9 protein-coding genes are annotated in these 20,687 nt (G+C 63.0%); 1 reads left to right on the forward strand and 8 read right to left on the reverse strand.

Annotation, left to right across the window (positions count from 1 at the left end; genetic code table 11):
- Positions 1-79: 79 nt before the first annotated feature.
- From treY to ACUN0E_RS06845, 8 genes are all read right to left on the reverse strand, one after another.
- The gene (gene treY / locus ACUN0E_RS06810) at positions 80-2,941 is read right to left on the reverse strand and encodes a malto-oligosyltrehalose synthase (protein WP_445566053.1); all 2,862 of its coding nucleotides are present in this window, start codon (positions 2,939-2,941) and stop codon (positions 80-82) included.
- On the reverse strand, positions 2,938-5,142 hold the full coding sequence (gene malQ, locus ACUN0E_RS06815) for a 4-alpha-glucanotransferase (RefSeq protein ID WP_445566054.1): 2,205 nt from the start codon (positions 5,140-5,142) through the stop codon (positions 2,938-2,940). The genes treY and malQ overlap by 4 nt, the downstream gene beginning before the upstream one ends.
- Entirely contained in the window at positions 5,139-7,058 is a 1,920-nt protein-coding gene (treZ, locus tag ACUN0E_RS06820) for a malto-oligosyltrehalose trehalohydrolase (protein WP_445566055.1), read from the reverse strand. Before treZ ends, malQ begins: the two co-directional genes overlap by 4 nt.
- A gap of 30 nt (positions 7,059-7,088) precedes the next feature.
- Positions 7,089-9,308, reverse strand: coding sequence for a glycogen debranching protein GlgX (glgX, locus tag ACUN0E_RS06825; protein WP_408231066.1), 2,220 nt, complete (start codon positions 9,306-9,308; stop codon positions 7,089-7,091).
- Between the two features lie 98 nt (positions 9,309-9,406).
- A complete protein-coding gene (gene glgB, locus ACUN0E_RS06830) occupies positions 9,407-11,617 on the reverse strand; it encodes a 1,4-alpha-glucan branching protein GlgB (protein ID WP_408231063.1) in 2,211 nt (736 codons plus the stop codon).
- Positions 11,610-15,074 carry a maltose alpha-D-glucosyltransferase gene (treS, locus tag ACUN0E_RS06835; RefSeq protein WP_408231060.1) on the reverse strand — a complete coding sequence of 1,155 codons (3,465 nt, stop codon included), beginning with the start codon at positions 15,072-15,074 and terminating at the stop codon, positions 11,610-11,612. The genes glgB and treS overlap by 8 nt, the downstream gene beginning before the upstream one ends.
- Positions 15,071-18,523 (reverse strand): maltotransferase domain-containing protein, encoded by a 3,453-nt coding sequence (locus ACUN0E_RS06840; protein ID WP_445566056.1) that lies wholly within the window; start codon positions 18,521-18,523, stop codon positions 15,071-15,073. Before ACUN0E_RS06840 ends, treS begins: the two co-directional genes overlap by 4 nt.
- 467 nt (positions 18,524-18,990) lie before the next feature.
- Positions 18,991-19,653 carry a DUF1345 domain-containing protein gene (locus tag ACUN0E_RS06845; RefSeq protein ID WP_445566057.1) on the reverse strand — a complete coding sequence of 221 codons (663 nt, stop codon included), beginning with the start codon at positions 19,651-19,653 and terminating at the stop codon, positions 18,991-18,993.
- Positions 19,654-20,020: 367 nt separating this feature from the next.
- On the opposite strand from ACUN0E_RS06845, the gene ACUN0E_RS06850 reads away from it, so the two are divergent.
- Complete coding sequence (locus ACUN0E_RS06850; protein WP_445566058.1) at positions 20,021-20,662, forward strand: sugar dehydrogenase complex small subunit; 642 nt, start codon at positions 20,021-20,023, stop codon at positions 20,660-20,662.
- Positions 20,663-20,687 lie beyond the last annotated feature (25 nt).

A 20,687-nucleotide genomic window follows, 5' to 3' on the forward strand; every position in this document is an offset into this window, starting at 1 on the left:
ATCGCCTTGGATGAGCCAATAAAAAGGCGGTTAAAGCACGTGTGCTTTAACCGCCTACGACCTTCTAAAAAATCGCAGATCAACTGCGTGGCACGCCGTCCTCCACCAACACTGCAATCGGCATCGCGCCCAACGCATCGCGGAGATATAAAAAGCCGCTTTCATCAACCTTAGGCGCCGCCGGACTCAGCCAGTCGAATAGCGCGCGGTCAGTGAGATCGGCAGGCACCGCAATCGCCGTATCGCCCCATCTGGCCGGATCGATCATCGGTAAATCGCCATTCTCACCGAGCAGTCCGGCAGCGAGCCGGCTGGCGACCACGACAGCCCACGCATTCCCATGCCGCCGTGCAAACGCGATCACATTCGACGCATACGCACCGTGCACCTCAAGCGGCAGATACGTACTCTGACTCAGCAACTCCGGTAAATGCGCGCGCAACGCCAGCACACGTTGCACCACCGCGAGCTTCACGCGCCCATCGCGCCAGTTCGGCAAAAACTCCGACGGCGGTGTTTGAGCCAGCCACGACTCACGTTTGGCAAAATCGACGGGCCGGCGATTGTCTGGATCGACCAGACTGAAGTCCCACAATTCCGTGCCCTGGTAAAGATCGGGAATCCCAGGCGACGCCAGCCGCAACACCGTCTGTTGCAAACTATTGAGCGCACCAGCGCGCCCGATCCGCGCCACGAATGCGGACAACTCGTGCAGGAAGCCATCGCGCCGCTGCGGCGCGAGGATATCGAACAGGAAATCGCGGCAGGCGGCTTCATATGCTTCGTCGGGTGCAAGCCAGTTGGTCTGCAGCTTCGCTTCCCGCAGCGCCTTCAACTGCCATTGCGCGACACGCTCGGCCAGTTCCTTGACACCCGCTTCGTCGTCCGGCTTTAAATCCGGAGGCCAGCAGCCTACCAGGGTTTGATACAGCATCGCCTCGGCGGCGGGACCCGGTGCCCAGTCGTAGCTGGTGTCCTTGCTCACGCTGTTGATCGGCGTGCCATCGAGCGCACGCCGGTGCGGCGCGTTCAATGTCGACCACGCGCGCAACCTGGCGCTCCATTCATCCGCGATTTCGCTCAACACCGCAAGCCGCGCGCGCACGTCTTCGCCACGCTTGTGGTCATGCGTCGCCGTGGCCAGCATTGCGTGAGGAAAGCGCAGCGACCGTTCCAGATTTGCGGCATGAAACTGCTCGACCGACAAAGCAAACTCGCCCGGATCCGAGCCGACTTCGTTGCGCGACAGCAAACGTCCATAGCGATAGCACGCCGTATCTTCAACCGCCTTCGCGGCGACCGGCGCCGTCAATTGCGAAAACAGCGTCTGCGCGGTGCGCCGCGAGGAACCGGCATGGCTCGGTGGCGCACCATTCGAACCCTGTTGCTGCGGTGGCGCATTGCCCCGTGCATTCGGCACCTCTTCGGCGCTGCCGCCTAGCCAGGCGTTCACGCGATCGAGTACCACGTAGTCCGTGCGCGAAAGCGTCTCTTTTGCACCTGCCAACGCCTGCTCGAAATACACGTTATCGGCGGCGCCGCGCAGCCCGTTCTGTGGATAGATCCGATACACCGGAAAATGCACGACCAGTTCGGTCAGCACGCGCCGCAGCGCGGTGAAAGTGAAATCACGCGTCGTCAGCGAATCGCGGGCAATGCGATGCAACGCACGCGCCGCGCGGTCCAGTTCGGCCGAGAGATTCTCCGCGAGAATTTTGCGTCGCGCGGCCAATGCTTCGTCGGCGAAGCGCGGGCTGCGGCCGGTGAGGTCGGCCCACGTTTGCGCAAGTGGCTCGGCGCCGGCCGGATCGTGCAGCAGCGCACCCACGTCGTTCATGAAATCGTAGCCGGTCGTGCCGTCCACGGGCCAATCGTCGCGCAACGGCTCGTCACGGCCGAGAATTTTTTCGACGACCACATATGGCGCCGTGTCGCGCAATTCGGTGAGGCGCTGCCGCAGACGCTGACAGTACTCACGTGGTTCGGCCAGACCGTCCACGTGGTCGATCCGCAAACCGTCCACCACGCCTTCCTGATACAGACGGAAAACCAGTGCATGCACGGCCTCGAACACTTCGGGCCGTTCCACCCGCATGCCGGCCAGCGTCGAGATGTCGAAGAAACGCCGCCAGTTCACTTCGTCCGAAGCGGTGCGCCACCACGCGAGGCGGAAGTGCTGCCGCTCGATCAGCCGATGCAAACGGTCGCGCGTGACCGGGTCTTCGGGCGAATAGGTTTCCAGCACCAACTCGATCGCCGAGCCGCCGTTTTGCGCGACGAACTCGCGCAGTATCTCGCGCCCTTCGGCGGCGCGCGGTTGATCGGCCGGCTGTGTCGTCAGGCCCTGGAAACGTTCGGCCAGTGCGCTGAGATCGGCGCGCTCGGCGCTTTGCAGAATCGATGCGTAGTCGGTCGGGCACACCGGAAACATGTGCGGCCCGTAGCCGATGTAAAAGCGCCCACTGCCGGCCGCAAAATGCAGCGCAATCCGGCCTGCCGCCAGTTCGTCGCCATACGGCGCGCCGAGTGTCGGCGTGAGCACCTTGCCGCGCAAGGCCGGGTCCGGCGAGTGCCAGTCGACATCGAAATGGCGTGCATACGTGCTGTGCCGGCCCCATTCGAGGATATCGAGCCACCACGCGTTGCTCGAACCGCCGACACCCATATGGTTCGGCACCACGTCGATGATCAGCCCCATGCTGTGCGCGCGCAGTTTATCGACGAGGCGTTTCAGGCCCGCCTCGCCGCCGCATTCGGCGTTGACGTGGGTGTAGTCGACGGTATCGTAGCCGTGCATCGAGCCAGGCTCGGCGGTGGTGATGGGCGACGCGTACACGTGGCTGATGCCGAGCGCGGCGAAGTATTCGACATGCTTCGCGGCATCGTCGAAGGTAAAGCCTCGATGGAATTGGAGGCGAAGCGTGGAGCGCAGGACGGTCATGGCGTATCAGGCTCCGAAGAAGCGTTAGCCGGAGAAGCAGGAACGGTCGCGCCGCGGCGCGCGCGGTCGACGGCCAGCAGGCGGTCGCTGAAGGTGTCGTCCCTGAACAGTTCGTCGATCGGCAAGGCGACACGGCGGCGCCAGTTCGGATGCTCGTCGATCGAGCCGGGCAGATTCGGCTGCTCGATTAATGCGAGCAGATCTTCAAGCGGGAAGGTGACGAGCGGCCCAGGTGTTGCGGCGACGAAGGCGAGCGCTTCATCCACCGGCGCCTCGTCGGGCGGTGGCGCGGCCACGTCCGGTGCCGCGACGCCGGCTTGCTGGAACGCGTGCCATAACAGAGCGCGATCGGCGGCGCGTTCTTCCTGCGCGACTTCCTCCGCGTCGCGGCCATCGGCGCGCGCCATCGTCTGGCCGATCCTGTTGCGCCACGTGATGTCGCTGCCGCGCCACCAACCCGCCACGGTCGGCAGATCGTGGGTGGTCGTGGTGCCGACAGCATTGCGGTCCCACGCATGCGGTGGCCTGAAGCCCTTGCCGCCTTCCGCCCCTTCAAACCACAGTACGCGAATGCCGGCAATGCCGTGCTCGTCGAGCCGCTCGCGAAAGCCTGGCGGCACGGTGCCGAGATCTTCGCCAATCACGACCGCGCGGTGCCGCCACGATTCGAGCGCGATCAGCCGCAGCAGATCTTCGAGCGGATAGCGCAAATAGGCGCCATTACGCGCGCTCTCACCTTCGGGCACGAGCCACAGGCGCCGTAAGCCGAGAATGTGATCGATGCGGATGCCGCCCGCATGCGCGAACGCCGCGCGCAGCATGTCGATGAATGCGGAGAAGCCCTGCGTGCGCATCGCGCGTGGCGAGAAGGTGGTAAGACCCCAGGCCTGTCCGGCCTGGTTGAACAGATCGGGCGGCGCGCCCACTGAAACGCCTTGCAGCATGTCGTCGCGGTACGACCATGCATGGCTGCCGGCGCTATCGCATCCAACGGCCAGGTCGGCGATCAGGCCGACGGCCATCCCTGCATCGCTCGCTGCATGCTGTGCGTGCGACAAACCTTTGGCGGCGAGCCATTGCAGAAACAGATGAAAATCGACTTCATGCCGATGCGCTTCGGCAAAGGCCTCAACTTCCGGGCTGCGGGGATCGCGCAAAGCCTCGGGCCAGTTGCGCCAGTGGCCGTTGCCGCCCTCTTGCGCCAACTGCACTGCTTGCAATGCTTCGAAACGCGCGTGATCTTCGAGCGCGCGGCCGGCACGTTCGCAGAAGCCATGAAATTCGAGCGCGTGCGGCGTGTCGTGCGCGCGTTCCTGCGTGCAGAAGTTCTCGTAGAGCGCGCGTAGAACTTTCAGCTTCAGCACGACCGCGTTCGGCCAGTCGATGAGTGACAGGTCTTCGAGTTTCGACCACACATTGGTGGCCTGCGTGACCTCGAGCGCGGCGCGTGCGGCGTCTGCACCAAACACCGCAGCGGGGTCGATATGCGTAACGTTCAGCCACAAGCGCGACGACGGCGAATACGGACTGAAGCGATTCGGCTCGGCGCTAAACATCGCATGTGTCGGACTGACAGCGAGCGCATGCGCGCCGCGCTTCGCGCTTTCAATGGCCATTTGTGCGAGGGCCGTATAGTCGCCGATGCCGCCATCGCCCGTGCGGCGCAAGCCGTATAACTGCGCGGCAATTCCCCACAGCGGCGGGGTTTGCGCTTTGGCGCCGTCGTGCAGCGTACGCCACGCATCCACGACGGTATAGCAGCGTGACGGGGCAACGGCCAATGTCACGCGCTGCTCGTTGATGACCAGCGTGTGGTAGCCGGGCTCGTCGATCGGCGCGAGCAACGCTTCTTCGCCTTTGGGCGCCGTGAAGCGGCCGTCGATAATCGAACCGCTTTCGAGCTCAATCCGGTAATGACTGCCGGATTTGATCGCTGCGGCAGGCAGCGCGATGCCGCGTTCGATCTCCGCTGTCATCAGTGGCGGGAGTTTGCGGCCGGACAGTTCCGCTTCGAGTGCAGCGGCGCTGTGACGGATTTGCGTGGCATTACCGCATGGCAAACCCATCCGTTCGAGTAACACGGCGAGCGTGTTCTCCGGCACATGCTGTGTCGTATGGTGCGCATCCCGCCACTCGACTTCAAAGCCGGCGCGAGTGGCAACGGTAAGGATCGTATCGTTTGAACGGCGGGTAGCACTCACGCGTGGCGCTCCTGTTGGCCCGCGATGCGAGCATCGTGGCCGATGGCATAGTCGCTGACGTCGCCGGTCACCCATGCGGCAAACGCGTACGACGGCAAAATCCTGGCGTCGATCTGCTCGCGCACGCGTGGCGGCGTTTCGAAAATCATCTTGCCGGCAGGCAGATCCGGGAACGCCACGCTCTCCTTCGAGAGATTCAACGCGATCGACAAGGTTTCGCCGTCGCCGAGTTTCCAGCGGGCGATCAGTGCAGTGGCGTCGCCGCCGTTTTCGGCGCTCAGCACGGTCGAGCCGAGCGCTTTGGCATGTTTCAGGCGCGGCGTGATCAGCTTCGCCCGCACGGCGAGCGCGGATTTGTAAAAGTGCATCCAGTCGAGCCGGTCTTTCGCGTTGTCGTCCGTAGCGGAGCCTTGAACAGGCTCAGGCGGTGACGATGCCGCAAAGGTCTTCACGTCGTTCGGATCGGGGATTTGCGCGCGCCGCTTTTCGTCGCTGAACGACGAAAAGCGTGCGAACTCGCGGCGCCGTCCTTCGCGCACGGCGTCGGCGAGATCGCCGCTGTAGGCGGTGAAAAACAGAAACGGCTGCGTTGAGCCGTATTCCTCGTCCATGAACAGCATGGGGATTTGCGGCGACAACAGCAGTACACCAGTGGCGGCGCGCAAGGCATCGTCCGACGTCAGCTTGCGCAGGCGCTCGCCGAATGCGCGATTGCCGATCTGATCGTGATTCTGCAAGAACATCACAAACGAGGTAGGCGGCAGATGCCGGCTCGATTCGCCACGCGGCGCGCCGTCGTGAATCGGCGATGGGTCGCCCTGATACGCGAAACCTTCCGACAGCACACGGGCAAGACGACGGATCGGCTGATCTTCGTACGCGTGGTAATAGCCTTCCGTTTCGCCCGTCAGCAGAACGTGCAGCGTGTTGTGCGCGTCGTCGTTCCACTGCGCGTCGAAATGCGTGTCCAGCAGGCTCGCACTGTTGTGCTCGTTTTCCAGCACCAGATGCACATGCCGCCCGTGCTGCACTTTCGCGCGGATATGGTCGGACAATTCACGCAGCCACACATGATTGTCGATGGCGTGCACCGCGTCGAAACGCAGGCCGTCGATGCGATACTCGTTGATCCAGTAGACGGCGTTGTCGATAAAAAAGTCGCTCACTTCACTGCGGTTGAAATCGATCGCGGGGCCCCAAGGCGTATGCGTGCCTTCGCGGAAAAACGAGCGAGCGTATTCGTGCAGGTAATTGCCGTCCGGGCCGAAATGATTGTAGACCACGTCGAGAAACACCATCAGCCCGAGACCGTGCGCGGCGTCGATCAGCGCTTTCAGTTCTTCGGGGCGGCCGTATGTGGAATCGGGTGCATACGGCAGCACGCCGTCGTAGCCCCAATTGCGCTTGCCGGGAAAGTCGTTCAGCGGCATCAATTCGATGGCCGTCACGCCGAGCGCGGCAAGCGCGGGCAAACGTTTCTGCACACCCGCATAGCCGCCCATCGCGCCGACGTGCAACTCGTACAGCACCGTCTCTTCCCACGGGCGGCCATGCCAGTTCGTATGTTCCCAGTGGTACGCGCGCGGGTCGATCACTTCGCTCGGGCCGTGCACGTCTTGTGGCTGGAAGCGCGACGCAGGATCGGGCACCGCATGCTCGCCGTCGAGCCGGAAGCGGTACAGCGTGCCCGCGCCGCTGTCGGCGGTCGTTTCGAACCAGCCGTTGCCGGCGGCAGTCATGTCGTGCACGCCTGGGGCCGGCCCGTTTTCGATTTCCACCTGTACCGTCTTGCACGAAGGCGCCCAGAAACGGAAACGGGTGCGCGGCTTCGCGCCCGTAGCGCCCAGCAACTGCGCGCTGAACGGCAGGCAATGTGCGTGATGATGCGCGTGAGGGTCAATCGGACTTTCGGACATGATTCATCACCATTCGATTTTGCTTCTCGCCTACGTGGTCGGCGACGTATCGCCGCTCGGCGGATGCGCACCCGGATCGGGGGGCAGAGCAGTCAGCAGCCGCGGCCCGTGTTGCGCGCCGGCTTTCCATCCCGCCTGCCAATCCGCTTCGCCCACGGGTTGCGCCGCCAGCATCACGAGGCTATGTGCGGCCACCTCGACCTCTGAAGCCGCCAACCGGTGCGGCGCGCTTTCCGGCTCAGCAGTGTCCAGCAGCACATGCCATTCCAGGTGCGGCGCGGGTGGTGCAAAACGCAGCGTTTCGTCTGCTGCGTTGAGCATCATCAACAATACTTCCGTTTCGCCGTTCAAGCCTGGACCTGCGCGACGCAACGTGAACGCGCGGCCTTCAGGGTCCTGCCAGGCCTCGATGGTGAGGGGGTCGCCGTGTTCATCGAACCAGCCGACATCGAACAAGCCCGGCAGCACTTCGCGGTCGCCGAAAAGGAAGCGTGTTTCACGCAGCAGCGGATGCTGTTTGCGCAGCGCGATCACGCGTGCAACGAACGCGGTCATCTGACGGCCGTCGAATGATTCCGCATGCTCCCAGTCGAGCCATGATAATTCGTTATCCTGGCAGTACGCATTGTTGTTGCCGTTCTGGGTGCGCAGCGATTCGTCGCCTGCCAGCACCATGGGCGTGCCGAGCGCCATCAGCAGCGTAGCGATCAGCGAGCGGGCCACGCGTTTGCGGGTTTCGAGAATGACCGGATCGTCGGTCGGGCCCTCTACGCCCCAATTGCGACTGCAGTTTTCATTGTGGCCGTCGTTGTTGTCTTCGCGATTGGCCTCGTTATGCTTGTGCTCGTATGCGGGGACATCGGCGAGTGTAAAACCGTCATGCGACGTAACAAAGTTGACCGATGCCCACGGTTTCCTGAAGCGCCGGTTGAACAGATCGGCGGAGCCGGTCAGCCGCGCGGCAAGATCGGGGCGCAGGCCCGCGTCGCCGCGCCAGAAGCGGCGCACCGTGTCGCGGAAACGGTCGTTCCATTCGGCGAAGCCCGGCGGATGATTGCCGAGCTGGTAACCGCCAGGACCGATATCCCATGGCTCGGAAATCAGCTTGCGTTGCGACAGGATCGGGTCCTGGCGCAATGCGTCGAAGAAACCGGAGCCGGGATCGAAACCATGCTGCTCGCGACCGAGCGTCACGCCAAGATCGAAACGGAAGCCGTCGATATTGAACTTCGTCGACCAGTAGCGCAGCGAATCCATCACCATCTGTAGTACGCGCGGATGCGGCAGGTTCAGGGTATTGCCGCAGCCGGTATCGTTGATATGGTGGCGTTCGTCGCCGGGAATCAGGCGATAGTAGCTTGCGTTGTCTAGGCCGCGCCATGAGACGGTCGGCCCCATCTCGTTGCCTTCGCAGGTGTGGTTGTAGACCACGTCGAGAATCACTTCGATGCCGGCCGCATGTAACTGACGCACGGCGATGCGCATTTCATCGAGCCGGTGCGTGCTCAGATATGACGGTTCCGGCGCAAAAAACGCTGCGGTGTTGTAACCCCAGTAGTTACGCAGGCCGCGCGCCACCAGAAAGCGGTCGTTCAGAAGCGCATGCACGGGCAGCAATTCGACGGCGGTCACACCGAGCTTCAGTAAGTGCTCGATGAATTCCGGCGAGGCCAGCGCGGCGAACGTGCCACGTTCGTGCTGGCGCAAATCGGGGCGCAACATCGATACGCCGCGCACATGCGCCTCATAGATGATGGTTTCGCCCCAAGGCACATTCGGACGCTTGTCGTGCGACCAGTCGAAGGCTTCGTCGATCACGACGCACTTCGGCATGGCCGGCGCCGAGTCGCGGCGGTCGATGGACAGGTCGGCGCGATTCGAATGCACGCGATAGCCGAACAGCGCGTCGGACCAGCGAAACTGCCCGACCAGTTTGCGGGCATACGGATCGAGCAGCAGCTTGTGCGGATTGAAGCGATGCCCATGCTGCGGCTGATACGGCCCATGTGCGCGAAAGCCGTACGCGGTGCCGGGGTGCGCATTGGGCAAATAGCCGTGCCAGATTTCGTCGGTGCATTCGGGCAGCGTGAAGCGTCTGATTTCTTTGCGACCGGTGGGATCGAACAGGCAAAGTTCGATTTTCTGCGCATTCGCCGAGAACACCGCAAAGTTGACGCCCAGGCCATCCCAACTGGCACCGAGCGGATAGGGCGAGCCGGGCAGAAGCCGGTCGGGCATTGCATGCGACATGATTCCCCTTCCTTGTTCTGTTTTATGAACGCTATCGTGGGACTTCATGCAACGAGCGCGTGGCCTTCTGGCCGCGCGCTCGCCTTACTGCACATCCATCAATCCGCGCGCAAAACGATCGTCGCCAAAGGCGGCAGCGTCAGCGCAGCGGAATGCGGCCAGCCATGGCTCGAGATGTTGTCGGTATGGATAAGGCCGCCGTTACCCATGTTCGAGCCGCCGTACACGCCAGCATCGGTATTCAGCACTTCTACCCAGCGACCGTCGCGCGGCATACCGATCCGGTAGCCGACCCGCGGCACCGGCGTCATATTGCACACGACGACGAGTTCGCGGCCCTCGCCATCGGTGCGGCGCCAGGCGTACACGCTGTTGCCGTTGTCGTCGCCGACCAGCCATTGGAAGCCGCCCGGCTCGCTGTCGAGCCGATACAGCGCAGGTTCCTCGTTGTACAGATCGTTCAGATCGCGCACGAGCTTCTGCACGCCGTGATGGTTGGGATCGTCGAGCAGATGCCAATGCGGCGAGGTGTCGTGATCGAATTCCGCCATCTGGCCGAATTCGCCGCCCATGAACAGCAGCTTCTTGCCCGGATGCGTCCACATGAAGCCGAAGTACGCGCGCAGGTTGGCGAACTTCTGCCATCTGTCGCCGGGCATCTTGCCGAGCAGCGAGCCTTTGCCGTGCACCACTTCGTCGTGCGAGAGCGGCAGCACGAAGCGCTCGGAATACGCGTACACCATGCCGAACGTCATCATGTGATGATGGTATTGGCGGTAGACCGGATCCTCTTCCATGTAGTGCAGCGTGTCGTGCATCCACCCCATATTCCACTTGAACTGGAAGCCGAGGCCGCCGTCTTCGAGGCGTGCGGTCACACCCGGCCACGCGGTCGATTCTTCGGCGATCGTGATCGCGCCCGGCACGCCTGGCACATAGCCGACTTCGTGATTCAGCCGCTTCAGAAACGCGATCGATTCGAGATTTTCGCGCCCGCCGTAGATGTTTGGCACCCACTCGTCGGCAGCCCGCGAATAGTCGCGATACAGCATTGACGCGACTGCATCCACGCGCAGGCCGTCCACGTGATAGCGCTTCAACCACGCGAGGCCGGATGCCACCAGGAACGCGCTCACCTCGTTGCGGCCGAGGTTGTAGATCATCGTGTTCCAGTCCTGGTGATAGCCTTCGCGCGGATCGGCGTGCTCGTAGAGCGGCGTGCCGTCGAAGTCGATCAGGCCATGCGCGTCGTTCGGAAAGTGCGCCGGCACCCAGTCGAGAATCACGCCGAGGCCGGCCGCGTGTGCCTTGTCGACGAACAGGGCGAACTGCTCGGGTTTGCCGAAGCGCGCGGACGGCGCGAACTGTCCGAGCGGCTGATAGCCCCACGAACCGCCGAACGGATGCTCGGCAATCGGCATGAACTCCACGTGCGTAAAGCCCATGCTTTTCACGTAAGGAATCAGCCGCTCGGCAAGTTCTTCCCAGGTGAGGCCGCGCTGACCTTCCTCGGCGACGCGCAGCCACGATTCGGCATGCACTTCGTAGATCGAGATCGGCGAGCGCGGGGTTTGCCTGGCGGCGCGCGACTGAATCCAGTCCTGATCGGTCCACACAAACTGCTCGATCTCATCGACGTGCGCGACCACGGATGCGGTGCCCGGCGGCTTTTCCGTTTGCATGGCGCACGGATCGGCCTTGAGCGGCAGCGGATGGCCGTCACGAGCGAGCAATTCGTACTTGTAGCGCGTGCCTGGACCGACACGTGGTACGAACAATTCCCACACACCCGCCTGATGGCGCAGCCGCATCGGATGACGGCGGCCATCCCACGAATTGAAGTCGCCGACCACCGAAACGCGCCGCGCATTCGGCGCCCATACGGCAAAGCGCACGCCCGGTACGCCGTCCACTTCCATCGGGCGTGAGCCGAGGCATTCGAGTACCGCGTACGGGTCACCTCCGGCGAGGCGCCCCAACGGTTCGTCGCCGAGAACGGGGCCGAACGAATACGTGTCCTCGATTTCCTGCACGGTGCCGTGCCAGTCGATGCGTAAGCGATAGGGCGCCGCCGACGTGACGCGACCGGCAAACAATCCCGGTCTTAGCTGTTCGAGTTCGCCGAGCGTCGAGCCATTCGCGCGGGAAATGACGGTGACATGCGAGGCGTTTGGCAATAGCGCGCGCACAACCGGACCCGCGTCCGTTTGATGCAGACCGAGCTGGGAAAAAGGATCTGGGTGACGCGCTTCAACGAGCGCGTCGATATCGAGCGGTTGGAGGCCTGCGGCCGGGTCATGCTCACTCATAGTCGCCCTCGGCCGGATTAGGCGGTGCGGCGGCGCCTGGCGCCTGGGTTGATGAATCGTGGCTGGACGGTGTGCCGGTGTCACCCAGCAAACGGCTGGTGAGCGCGGCGAGGCCGCGCACCGGCAAACTGAGCCACGTTGGACGGTTGGCCGCTTCGTAACGGATTTCGTACGCCGCTTTCTCGATCAGGAACAGATCGAGCAGGGCCTGTTCTGCCTCGGGGGCAACCAGCGGCGTCGGTGAGTCAGTAACCGCAGCGCGGTACTCGGTCAGGAACGTTTCGGTGGCGTGTGCGCGGAAACGGTCGAACAATGCGCGCTTGCGATCGGCGGTTTGCTGCGGTGCGCTTTCCATCGTGGACTGCGCCGCCGCGCTCGCATACGACAACGAGCGCATCAACCCGGCCACGTCGCGCAACGGACTCGACTTCTGACGGCGTTCTTCGAGCGTACGCGCGGGCTCGCCTTCGAAGTCGATCAGATACGCGTCGCCCTGCGCGACCAGTACCTGGCCCAGATGGAAGTCGCCGTGAATGCGCGTACGCAGGGCGGCCGCATCTCCCGACACCAGCTTGCTGACGGCGTCGACCAGCGCGGCGCGGCGGTCGATCAGGCTTTGCGCCAATGCCTTGGTGTCAGGATCACTCATCTGCTCGATACGCGGCGCAAGCAGATCGAGCGCACTGGCGAGCATGGACTGCGTGCCGTCGACCCACGCCTTCACCTGTTCGGCGCTGGCGGGTTCTGGCGCGAACGCAGGGTCGTCGGAGGGCGACGCGAGCGCCACGTGCAATTCACCCAGCCGCTTGCCGATGATGCCGGCCAACTCACTGTAGCCTTCCACGAGAATCGCTTCGTTGTCGCGATCAGGCGACGGCGCTTCCGAATCGACGGCGATGGCGAGTTCGTCCACCGAGCGGCGCAGATAGTCGAGGGACCAGTTCCAGGCGTCACCCTGATTGTCGATATAGCCTTGCAAGATAGCGAGTGTATGTGGCACGCCTTCGGGATCGACGCGTACCACTTCACCATACAGCGGAGCGGTGTTCGCGTAGCCGAGCTGGGTCAAATAGCGGCTGATTTCCGCTTCCGGATGAATGCCGCTCACCAGACGCCGCACCAGCTTCAGCACCGCGGCATCGGCGATGATCAGCGAGCTGTTGCTTTGCTCGGCCGCCAGCCAGCGGATCTCGGGCCGCTCGCCGAGATCATCGAGTTCGGCGAAACGTTCGGTTGGAATGAACTTGATCTCGCTCTTCTGCACGGTGGGCACGACAGCGCGCTCGCGCAGTTTGCGCAGCACGCCATGGGCGAAGATCGGCAGTGCGAACGCGTCCGTCAGATGACCGACGTTGCGGCCGCGGCGCACGCGCGCGAGTGCCAGTTGCATGAACAGCGGCGTGGTGGTTTCGCCGCCCCACGTGATCGCGATCGGCACGACGTAGCGTTCGGTATGGTCGCCCACGTCGGCTTCGATTTCAGTGAACGCGAAGCCGCCATTGGGGATCGTGGTCAACGCGGCGAGGCGCACCGCATGCATTTTCTGATCCTTCGAGGCAAACCAGCGGCGCCGGCTCAGCCATGACGGCAGCACTTCGGATTCGAGCAGGCGCACGTTCTCCGGTGTCGGGCCGACCTGGCCTTCGCGGATCACGATCGTGACGAATTCCGGCAGCGGCTCCGAATGAGCCTGTGCCCATGTCGGACGCTGGCCACCAGAGCAGAGCATGAACCACAGGAAGCCGTACGGCGGGAAAGTCAGCAGATAGGTCAACTGGCCGATCGCCGGGAACACAGAATCCGCGGTCATTTCGATCGGCACCGAGCCGTTGAATTCCGATAGATCGAGTTCGACCGCTTGCGGTGCGCGCGACAGATTCGCCACGCACAGGATCGGCGGCTCGTCCGGCATTTCACGCAGATACGCGAGAATCTTGCGGTTTTCCGGCTTCAGGAAACGGATGGTACCGCGTCCGAAGGTTTGTTTCGCGCGACGCGTGGAGAGCATGCGCCGGGTCCAGTTCAGCAGCGAATGGGGATCGCGGCTTTGCGCTTCGACGTTGACGGCGTCGAACCCGTACAACGAACCCATCACCGGCGGCAGCACCAGTTGTTCAGGATCGGCACGCGAGAATCCGCCGTTGCGATCCGACGACCACTGCATTGGCGTGCGAACGCCGTCGCGGTCGCCGAGGTGGATGTTGTCGCCCATGCCGAGCTCGTCGCCGTAGTAGATCACGGGCGTGCCGGGCATCGACAGCAGCAGCGAATTGATCAGTTCGATGCGGCGGCGGTCACGCTCCATCAGCGGCGCGAGGCGGCGGCGAATGCCGAGATTCAGCCGCGCGCGGCGATCGCTTGCGTAGGTGTTCCACAGGTAATCGCGCTCGGAATCCGTGACCATTTCGAGCGTTAGCTCATCGTGATTGCGCAGGAAAATCGCCCACTGGTTGGTTTCGGCGAGGTCCGGCGTTTGCCGCATGATGTCGGTGATCGGGAAGCGATCTTCGCTCGCAATCGACATATAGATGCGCGGCATCAGCGGGAAGTGGAACGCCATGTGGCATTCGTCTTCGTCGCCGAAATATTCCTTTACGTCTTCCGGCCACTGGTTTGCTTCGGCGAGCAGCATGCGGTTCGGATACTCGGCGTCGATCGTTGCTCGGATCTTCTTCAGCACCGCGTGTGTTTCCGGCAAGTTCTCGTTGTTGGTGCCTTCGCGTTCGACCAGATACGGCACCGCGTCGAGACGCAGCCCGTCGATACCCATATCGAGCCAGAATCGCATCACCTGCAGCACTTCCTTCAACACGGCCGGATTGTCGAAGTTCAGATCGGGCTGGTGCGAATAGAAACGGTGCCAGTAGTAAGCGCCCGCAACCGGATCATGCGTCCAGTTCGACGGCTCCGAATCGATAAAGATGATCCGCGTTTCCGTGTACTTCTGATCGGTGTCGGACCAAACATAGTAGTTGCGATGGTTCGACCCCGGCTTTGCGCGGCGAGCGCGCTGAAACCACGGATGCTGATCCGATGTGTGATTGATCACCAGTTCGGTAATCACGCGGATGCCGCGTGCGTGCGCTTCCTGAATGAAGCGCCTCACGTCGGAAAGCTGGCCGTAGTCGGGGTGCACGTTGCGGTAATCGGCGATGTCGTAGCCGTCGTCGCGACGCGGCGACGGATAGAACGGCAGCAGCCAGATCGCATTCACACCGAGCTCGGCGATGTAATCGAGCTTCGCGATCAAGCCGGGGAAATCACCCACGCCGTCGTTATTCGCGTCGAAGAACGACTTGATATGCACCTGATAAATGATCGCGTCTTTGTACCAGAGCGGATCGTCGCTCAAGGCTGCGGGCTTGCCGCGGCGATGCGAGCGCGCTTTGACAGCGCTGCCGGTGGCCGCGCTCGTATTGGCCTGCGACGTGCTTTGGGCTGGATCGTCACGCTTCATGTCGCACCTTCCGTAGGGGTTGGGTTGCCAGCGTCGTCTGCGTGATAGTCGCTGTCAGCATCATCCGGGTGGTCAGCGGGTAAACCGCCGAGCGGCGCAATGCGCCAGATCGAAAACGGCTGTCCCGAACTGAGCCGGATGTGCTGCCAGCGGCCGTGCCATTCGAAACGCGCACCGGTCATCTGATCGGTCACTTCCAGCGCGCCATGGTCATGCAAGTTCCATTGCTTGAAAGTGTCCCACGACAATTCGATATCCGCGCCCTGTTCGTTGAACGGGTCGAGATTGATCGCCACCAGGATGACGTTGTCGCGCGCTTCGGTGGCTTTTTCGAAGAACAGGATGTTGTCGTTGTGCGCGGTGAGGAACGTGAGGCCAAACTGCGTTTGCAGGGCCGGGTTCGCGCGGCGAATCCGGTTCAACGCACTGATCTCGCCGACGATGTTGCCGGGCCGGTTCCAGTCCCACGCGCGCAGTTGATACTTTTCTGAGTCGAGATATTCCTCGCTATTCGGCAGCGCAGCGGCCTCGCACAATTCGAAACCGCTATACACGCCCCATAAACCGGCCAGCGTGGAGGCCAACGCGGCCCGAATCAGAAAGCCCGAACGCCCCGACGACTGTAAATGCCGCGGGTTGATGTCCGGCGTATTGACAAAGAAATTCGGCCGGTAGAAATCACGTGCGCTGGTTTGCGTGAGTTCGGTCATGTATTCGATGAAATCGCGCTTCGACTCGCGCCACGTGAAATACGTGTACGACTGCGAGAAGCCGATCTTGCCGAGGCGGTTCATCATGCGTGGCCGGGTGAAGGCTTCGGCGAGGAAGATCGTGTCGGGATAGCGCGAGCGCACATCGTCGATCACCCATTCCCAGAACGGCAGCGGCTTGGTGTGCGGATTGTCCACACGGAAAATGTGCACGCCGGCTTCGATCCAGAACAGGAATACGTCGCGCAGCGCCAGCCACAAATCAGGCTTGGCGTCGTGCGCATAGAAGTCGGGATTGACGATGTCCTGATACTTCTTCGGTGGATTTTCCGCGTAACGCAGCGTGCCGTCCGGGCGCCAGGCGAACCATGTCGGATGTTCCTTCAGCCACGGGTGATCCGGCGAGCACTGGATCGCGAAGTCGAGCGCGATTTCGAGGCCGTGCGCGTGGGCGGCGGCCAGCATCTGCTTGAAGTCGTCGAGCGTGCCGAGTTCGGGATGCACGGCGGTGTGGCCGCCTTCGGCGCCGCCGATCGCGTACGGGCTGCCGACATCCCCCGGTTGCGCATTCAGTGTGTTATTGCGGCCTTTACGGTTCGCGATGCCGATCGGGTGGATCGGCGGGAAGTACAGCACGTCGAAACCCATGTCGCGGATGCGCGGCAGTTTCGTGACGACGTCAGCGAAAGTGCCGTGACGCGATTCGTCGTCGCTCATCGAACGCGGGAAGATTTCGTACCAGCTTGCAAAGCCTGCTGCGGTGCGTTCGGCGTCGATCTTGTAGATGATCGGATCGCGGCTCAGGAACGGGCGGTGGCGCGCGGCGGTCATCGCCTTCGCGGTGGCCGGCGCCAGCAGCAGCGCGAGCTTGGCCTCCGGATCCGCCTTGGTAAAGACCTTGACGATATGTTCGAGCGGCTCGGTTATCACACCCTCCGCGTCTTCTACGGTTTCCACTTCGGCGAGCACCAGGGCGAACAGATGCGCGGCTTCGTCGAGTTCGAGTTCGACGGTTTGACCCGCCTTCAGCTTCTTCTGGATATGCTCGACCAGCGACGCGAAGTCGTCGCGCCATGCGATGACCGTGAATTCGTGGCGGCCGAGGCGCTCCAGCGGAATGCGCGCTTTCCAGATATCGAGGCCGGCCGGCTGTGCCGGGCTCATCGGCACCTCGTGCCAGGCGGTTTCGTCAGCGGCGCGCCAGACCACGGCGGCGGCGATCTTGTCGTGACCTTCCGCGAAGATCGCGGCGGTGATTTCGGCACGCTCGCCTACCGTGCGCTTGGCGGGAAAGCGGCCGTTATCGACTGAGGGCGTCACGCTCTCGATCGCCACGCGCGGCGCGCTGATCGCGTCGAACACGGTCTTGCGGCCGCTGCGCTTGCTGTTCGCCTTGTCGATCGGCGGCGCGAGACGGATCGGTTTATCGGCGACCCCACGGAACAAACGGACTGCGCCGGGTGCGAGCGTGAACGGCGTCAAGCCGGCGGGCGTGGCATGCCCGGGCGCGTCGAGCGGGACGAAGCGCGTGAAGTTGCCGGGTACGCCCGTGAGGAAGCGGGCGGGATCGACGCGCACAGGCGCGCCGAGCTCAGAATTGATGGCGATCAGGATGGCTTCGCCGGCGTCGCGCAGATCGGGTGTGTCGGCGCGCAGCAACACGGCTGCGGGTGCGCCGGGCCCGCTTAGCGGGCGCAATTCGCCGTTGGCGTGCAGCGTCTTTGTATTGCGCACCACCTCGTTCGCATGGCGGATCCGTTCCGAGAGATCGAATGACTTCGACTGGCAGGCTAGGGCGAACTGCGTAGCGTCGCCGCGTGTCTGCGACATCGGCTCGGTGATGCCGTATTCGAAGCCCATCGGCATCATCCAGCCAGTGCCGGTCGAGGCCGACGCGAACAGCGCGCGCCGGTAGGCCCGCTCGACGATGGCGGCGTCGTGCGCGTCGCCGAGATCGGCGGCGAGACGGGTGCCGTAAGGCGCTTCGGGAAAGGCGATAGGTGCGGCGATACGAGCGAGCGCGGCATGCTCTTCGACCATCCAGCTAGCGCGGAAGTCCCACCAGCGCACCGACGAGAACACGCTGTCGAAGCCCGCGCCGCTGAGACCGAGCAGATCGCCCCGGGCGAGCCCTGGCGTCGCGGCGAGGAATCGCACCTCAGGATGCCTGGCGCGAACCGCGTCACCGAGTTGCCGCCAAACGGCGGCCGGCACGCGATGCGGCGAATCGAACCGGAAGCCGCCGACCCCCGTGTCGGCCAGCGCCAGCAGTTGTTGCGTCCACCAGTCGACTAGCGCGGCGCTGCTATTGGCGTCGTTGAAGTTCGCATACGCGACGTTGTCCTCGCGATGCACATGGCGCGGATCGAGCCTGGCTTCGTCAGACTCGAATGAATGGAACCAGCCGGTATGTTCGGCGTACAGCGCGCCATCGGCGGCCATCCTGTCGATCACCAGATCGACCAGCAAGGTCAGGCCGTTCTGGCGAGCAGCGTGCGCGAGCGTGCGGATCGCCTCCGTGGCCGGTTGCGGAGTCTCGAACACCGGATGCAGTCGGCCGTGGTTGCCGACTAGCTGTCCGTGACCCGACCGGCCCGGCTCGAAGATGCCGCCGATCAGCGCGTGATCGAAGCCCAGTCCGGCTGCGTGAGCGAACTGCGCAGGCCATGCATCGAGCGGCCCGACGAGAAGTGAATGAAAAAAGTAGATCCGTGGCGCGTACCCGTTTGGAGATTCCATCGGTCCTTTCCAGATTCGTCCTGCTGCGGTGTGGATGCAATTGACATGCGATCACAGCGCTCATTGGGCTTCCAGAGCCGGATACCGCGCGATGCGTGAAGCGAGGGCGCGTACTGGTCAATGTAGTGCAAAGATCGTCACGCCGCTGGCCAGTAGCGGGTGCTTTGACGCCAGGTGTCGATTGCACGGGGTCGGCCAGAACTATTCGCAAGACGCAGCAAACGTTGTGCCAGTGCGTTCTGGATCGAAACGAAGGGGTGGGGAAGCGCGCCCCAGGGGTGGTGCGACGGATGGCCAGAAGGGGCGAGGGGCGTGGTGGTGGACGGCCCGCGTGTAAAACGTGCGGTGGTCGCCCGGGTTTTACACGGCGTGTTGCGAGGCGCGTGCCGGGGTCGCAAAAAGGCGAAGCGGCGACCGGCGAGGCAAGTGTTGTGAGGGGAAAAAAACTTTTATTGAAGGACAGCGGGTCAGGAGCCGACCAGGCCCGCTGCGATGTTTACGCACAAGCCGAGCACGGCGACGTTGAAGTAGAACGACAGAATCGATTGCGCGAGCGCCGCCCGGCGAATCGTGCGGGAGCGCAGCACCACGTCCGAGGTTTGCGAGGCCACGGCAATCGTGAACGAGAAATACATGAAGTCCCAGTAGTTCGGATCGAGCTTGCGGTCGGGAAACAGCAGCGCGGTCTCCGTTGTATCGGGATCGTAGTAAAGGCGTGCGTAATGCATGGTGAAAATGGTTGGGATCAGGAACCATGCACCGAACATCGTCAAGCCGGTCAACAGGTAGTGCCAGGCAGTCGAACTGCCGGCCGTGCCCTTCGCCGAGGCCAGTTCAAGCACGATCGCGGCAATGCTGGCGATCGTCGCGACACAAATCACCAGCAGTACGATGCCCGCATTTTCATCGTCGCGCCGCGCGAATTCCTGGACACGGCTTTCGTCGGCAGCGGCCATATGCACCCAGATCAGCACGAGGTAGCTCCATACGGCTGCGTCCCAACCGGCCAGCACGCGCACCATTGGACGCGTGTGCTCAGGTACAGTCAGCGCGGCCACGAGGCCGATGGCGAGGCCGATCAGCATGCGGGGTCGATTGCGAAGAACCTGCGGATAATATTTTGTGAGCATGGGATCGGGAGTGGAGGGCTGTCTGTGTCGCGGATTCTACTCGCGCTTCGGGCACCATTTGTCGAATGGGTGAATCACAGGCTATAGTCTTTCGCAACGGCCTTGCGCGTCGCTTTCAGTTGAAAGGCGATTGGCAGGCGGCACGTTTTTCGCCATGCGCGCCGCGCAGTGAAGCTGTTCCACAAGGCTGTCATCAGCACACCATAATGCGGCTCGCGTCGGCATCGCGCGGTCGCACAAGATCGCTTAAGCGGCGCTAGACCAGGTTTTGGGGTAGAGAAATCGACGCAACGCGTGAACGGCATCACGCCACGGCCGCGTTGCCCGTTGAGAATGACTCACGATCGACTCACCATCTGGAGCCCCCATGACAGATGTTCCTGAGAAAAAAGATGCGCACCACGACGTGACGCATTCGACCGGGTTTTCGCCGCCAACTTTGTCTTCGCAGCTTGCCTCGCTGAGGTCTTCGCAGTCACCTTCGTTTTCGTTCTCAGCCTCGCGTAGGGCATGGGTGCTGGGCGCATACGCCACTGCGGTCGCGCTCGCGTTTGCCGGCACCGGCCGCTCGCTCTCGTGGATCGCCCCGGCGTTCGCGAATACGCCCACAGGTGGCGGACTCGATGCCTTCCTTGCGCTCTCGCAGCGTCTCACCGGCCACACCGGCTTCGACGCCGTACTCGGCAAACGTGTCTATGACGCGCTCGCCAAATCCGACAGCCAGTTCTCCCAGAACGTCGCCGCGCTCAACACATGGCTGCAAGGCCATGGCGGCGTGCCGTCCGATACCGTCACGCAGGCATTGCAGGCCGACCAGCCGGCGCTCGCGAAATCTGTGAGCGCGATCATGCGGGCGTGGTATCTCGGTCTCGTGGGTGACATGCCGCATGTAGACGTGGTCGCTTATGAAAAAGCGCTGATGTTCGAGCCGGTCAAGGACGTGCTGACGATTCCATCCTATTGCCGCGACGTGCCGTTCTACTGGACGCAGAAGCCGGCAGCCGCCTGAGCGACGTGCCTCTCGCGCGTGCCCT

The organism is Paraburkholderia sp. D1E, assembly GCF_052682275.1.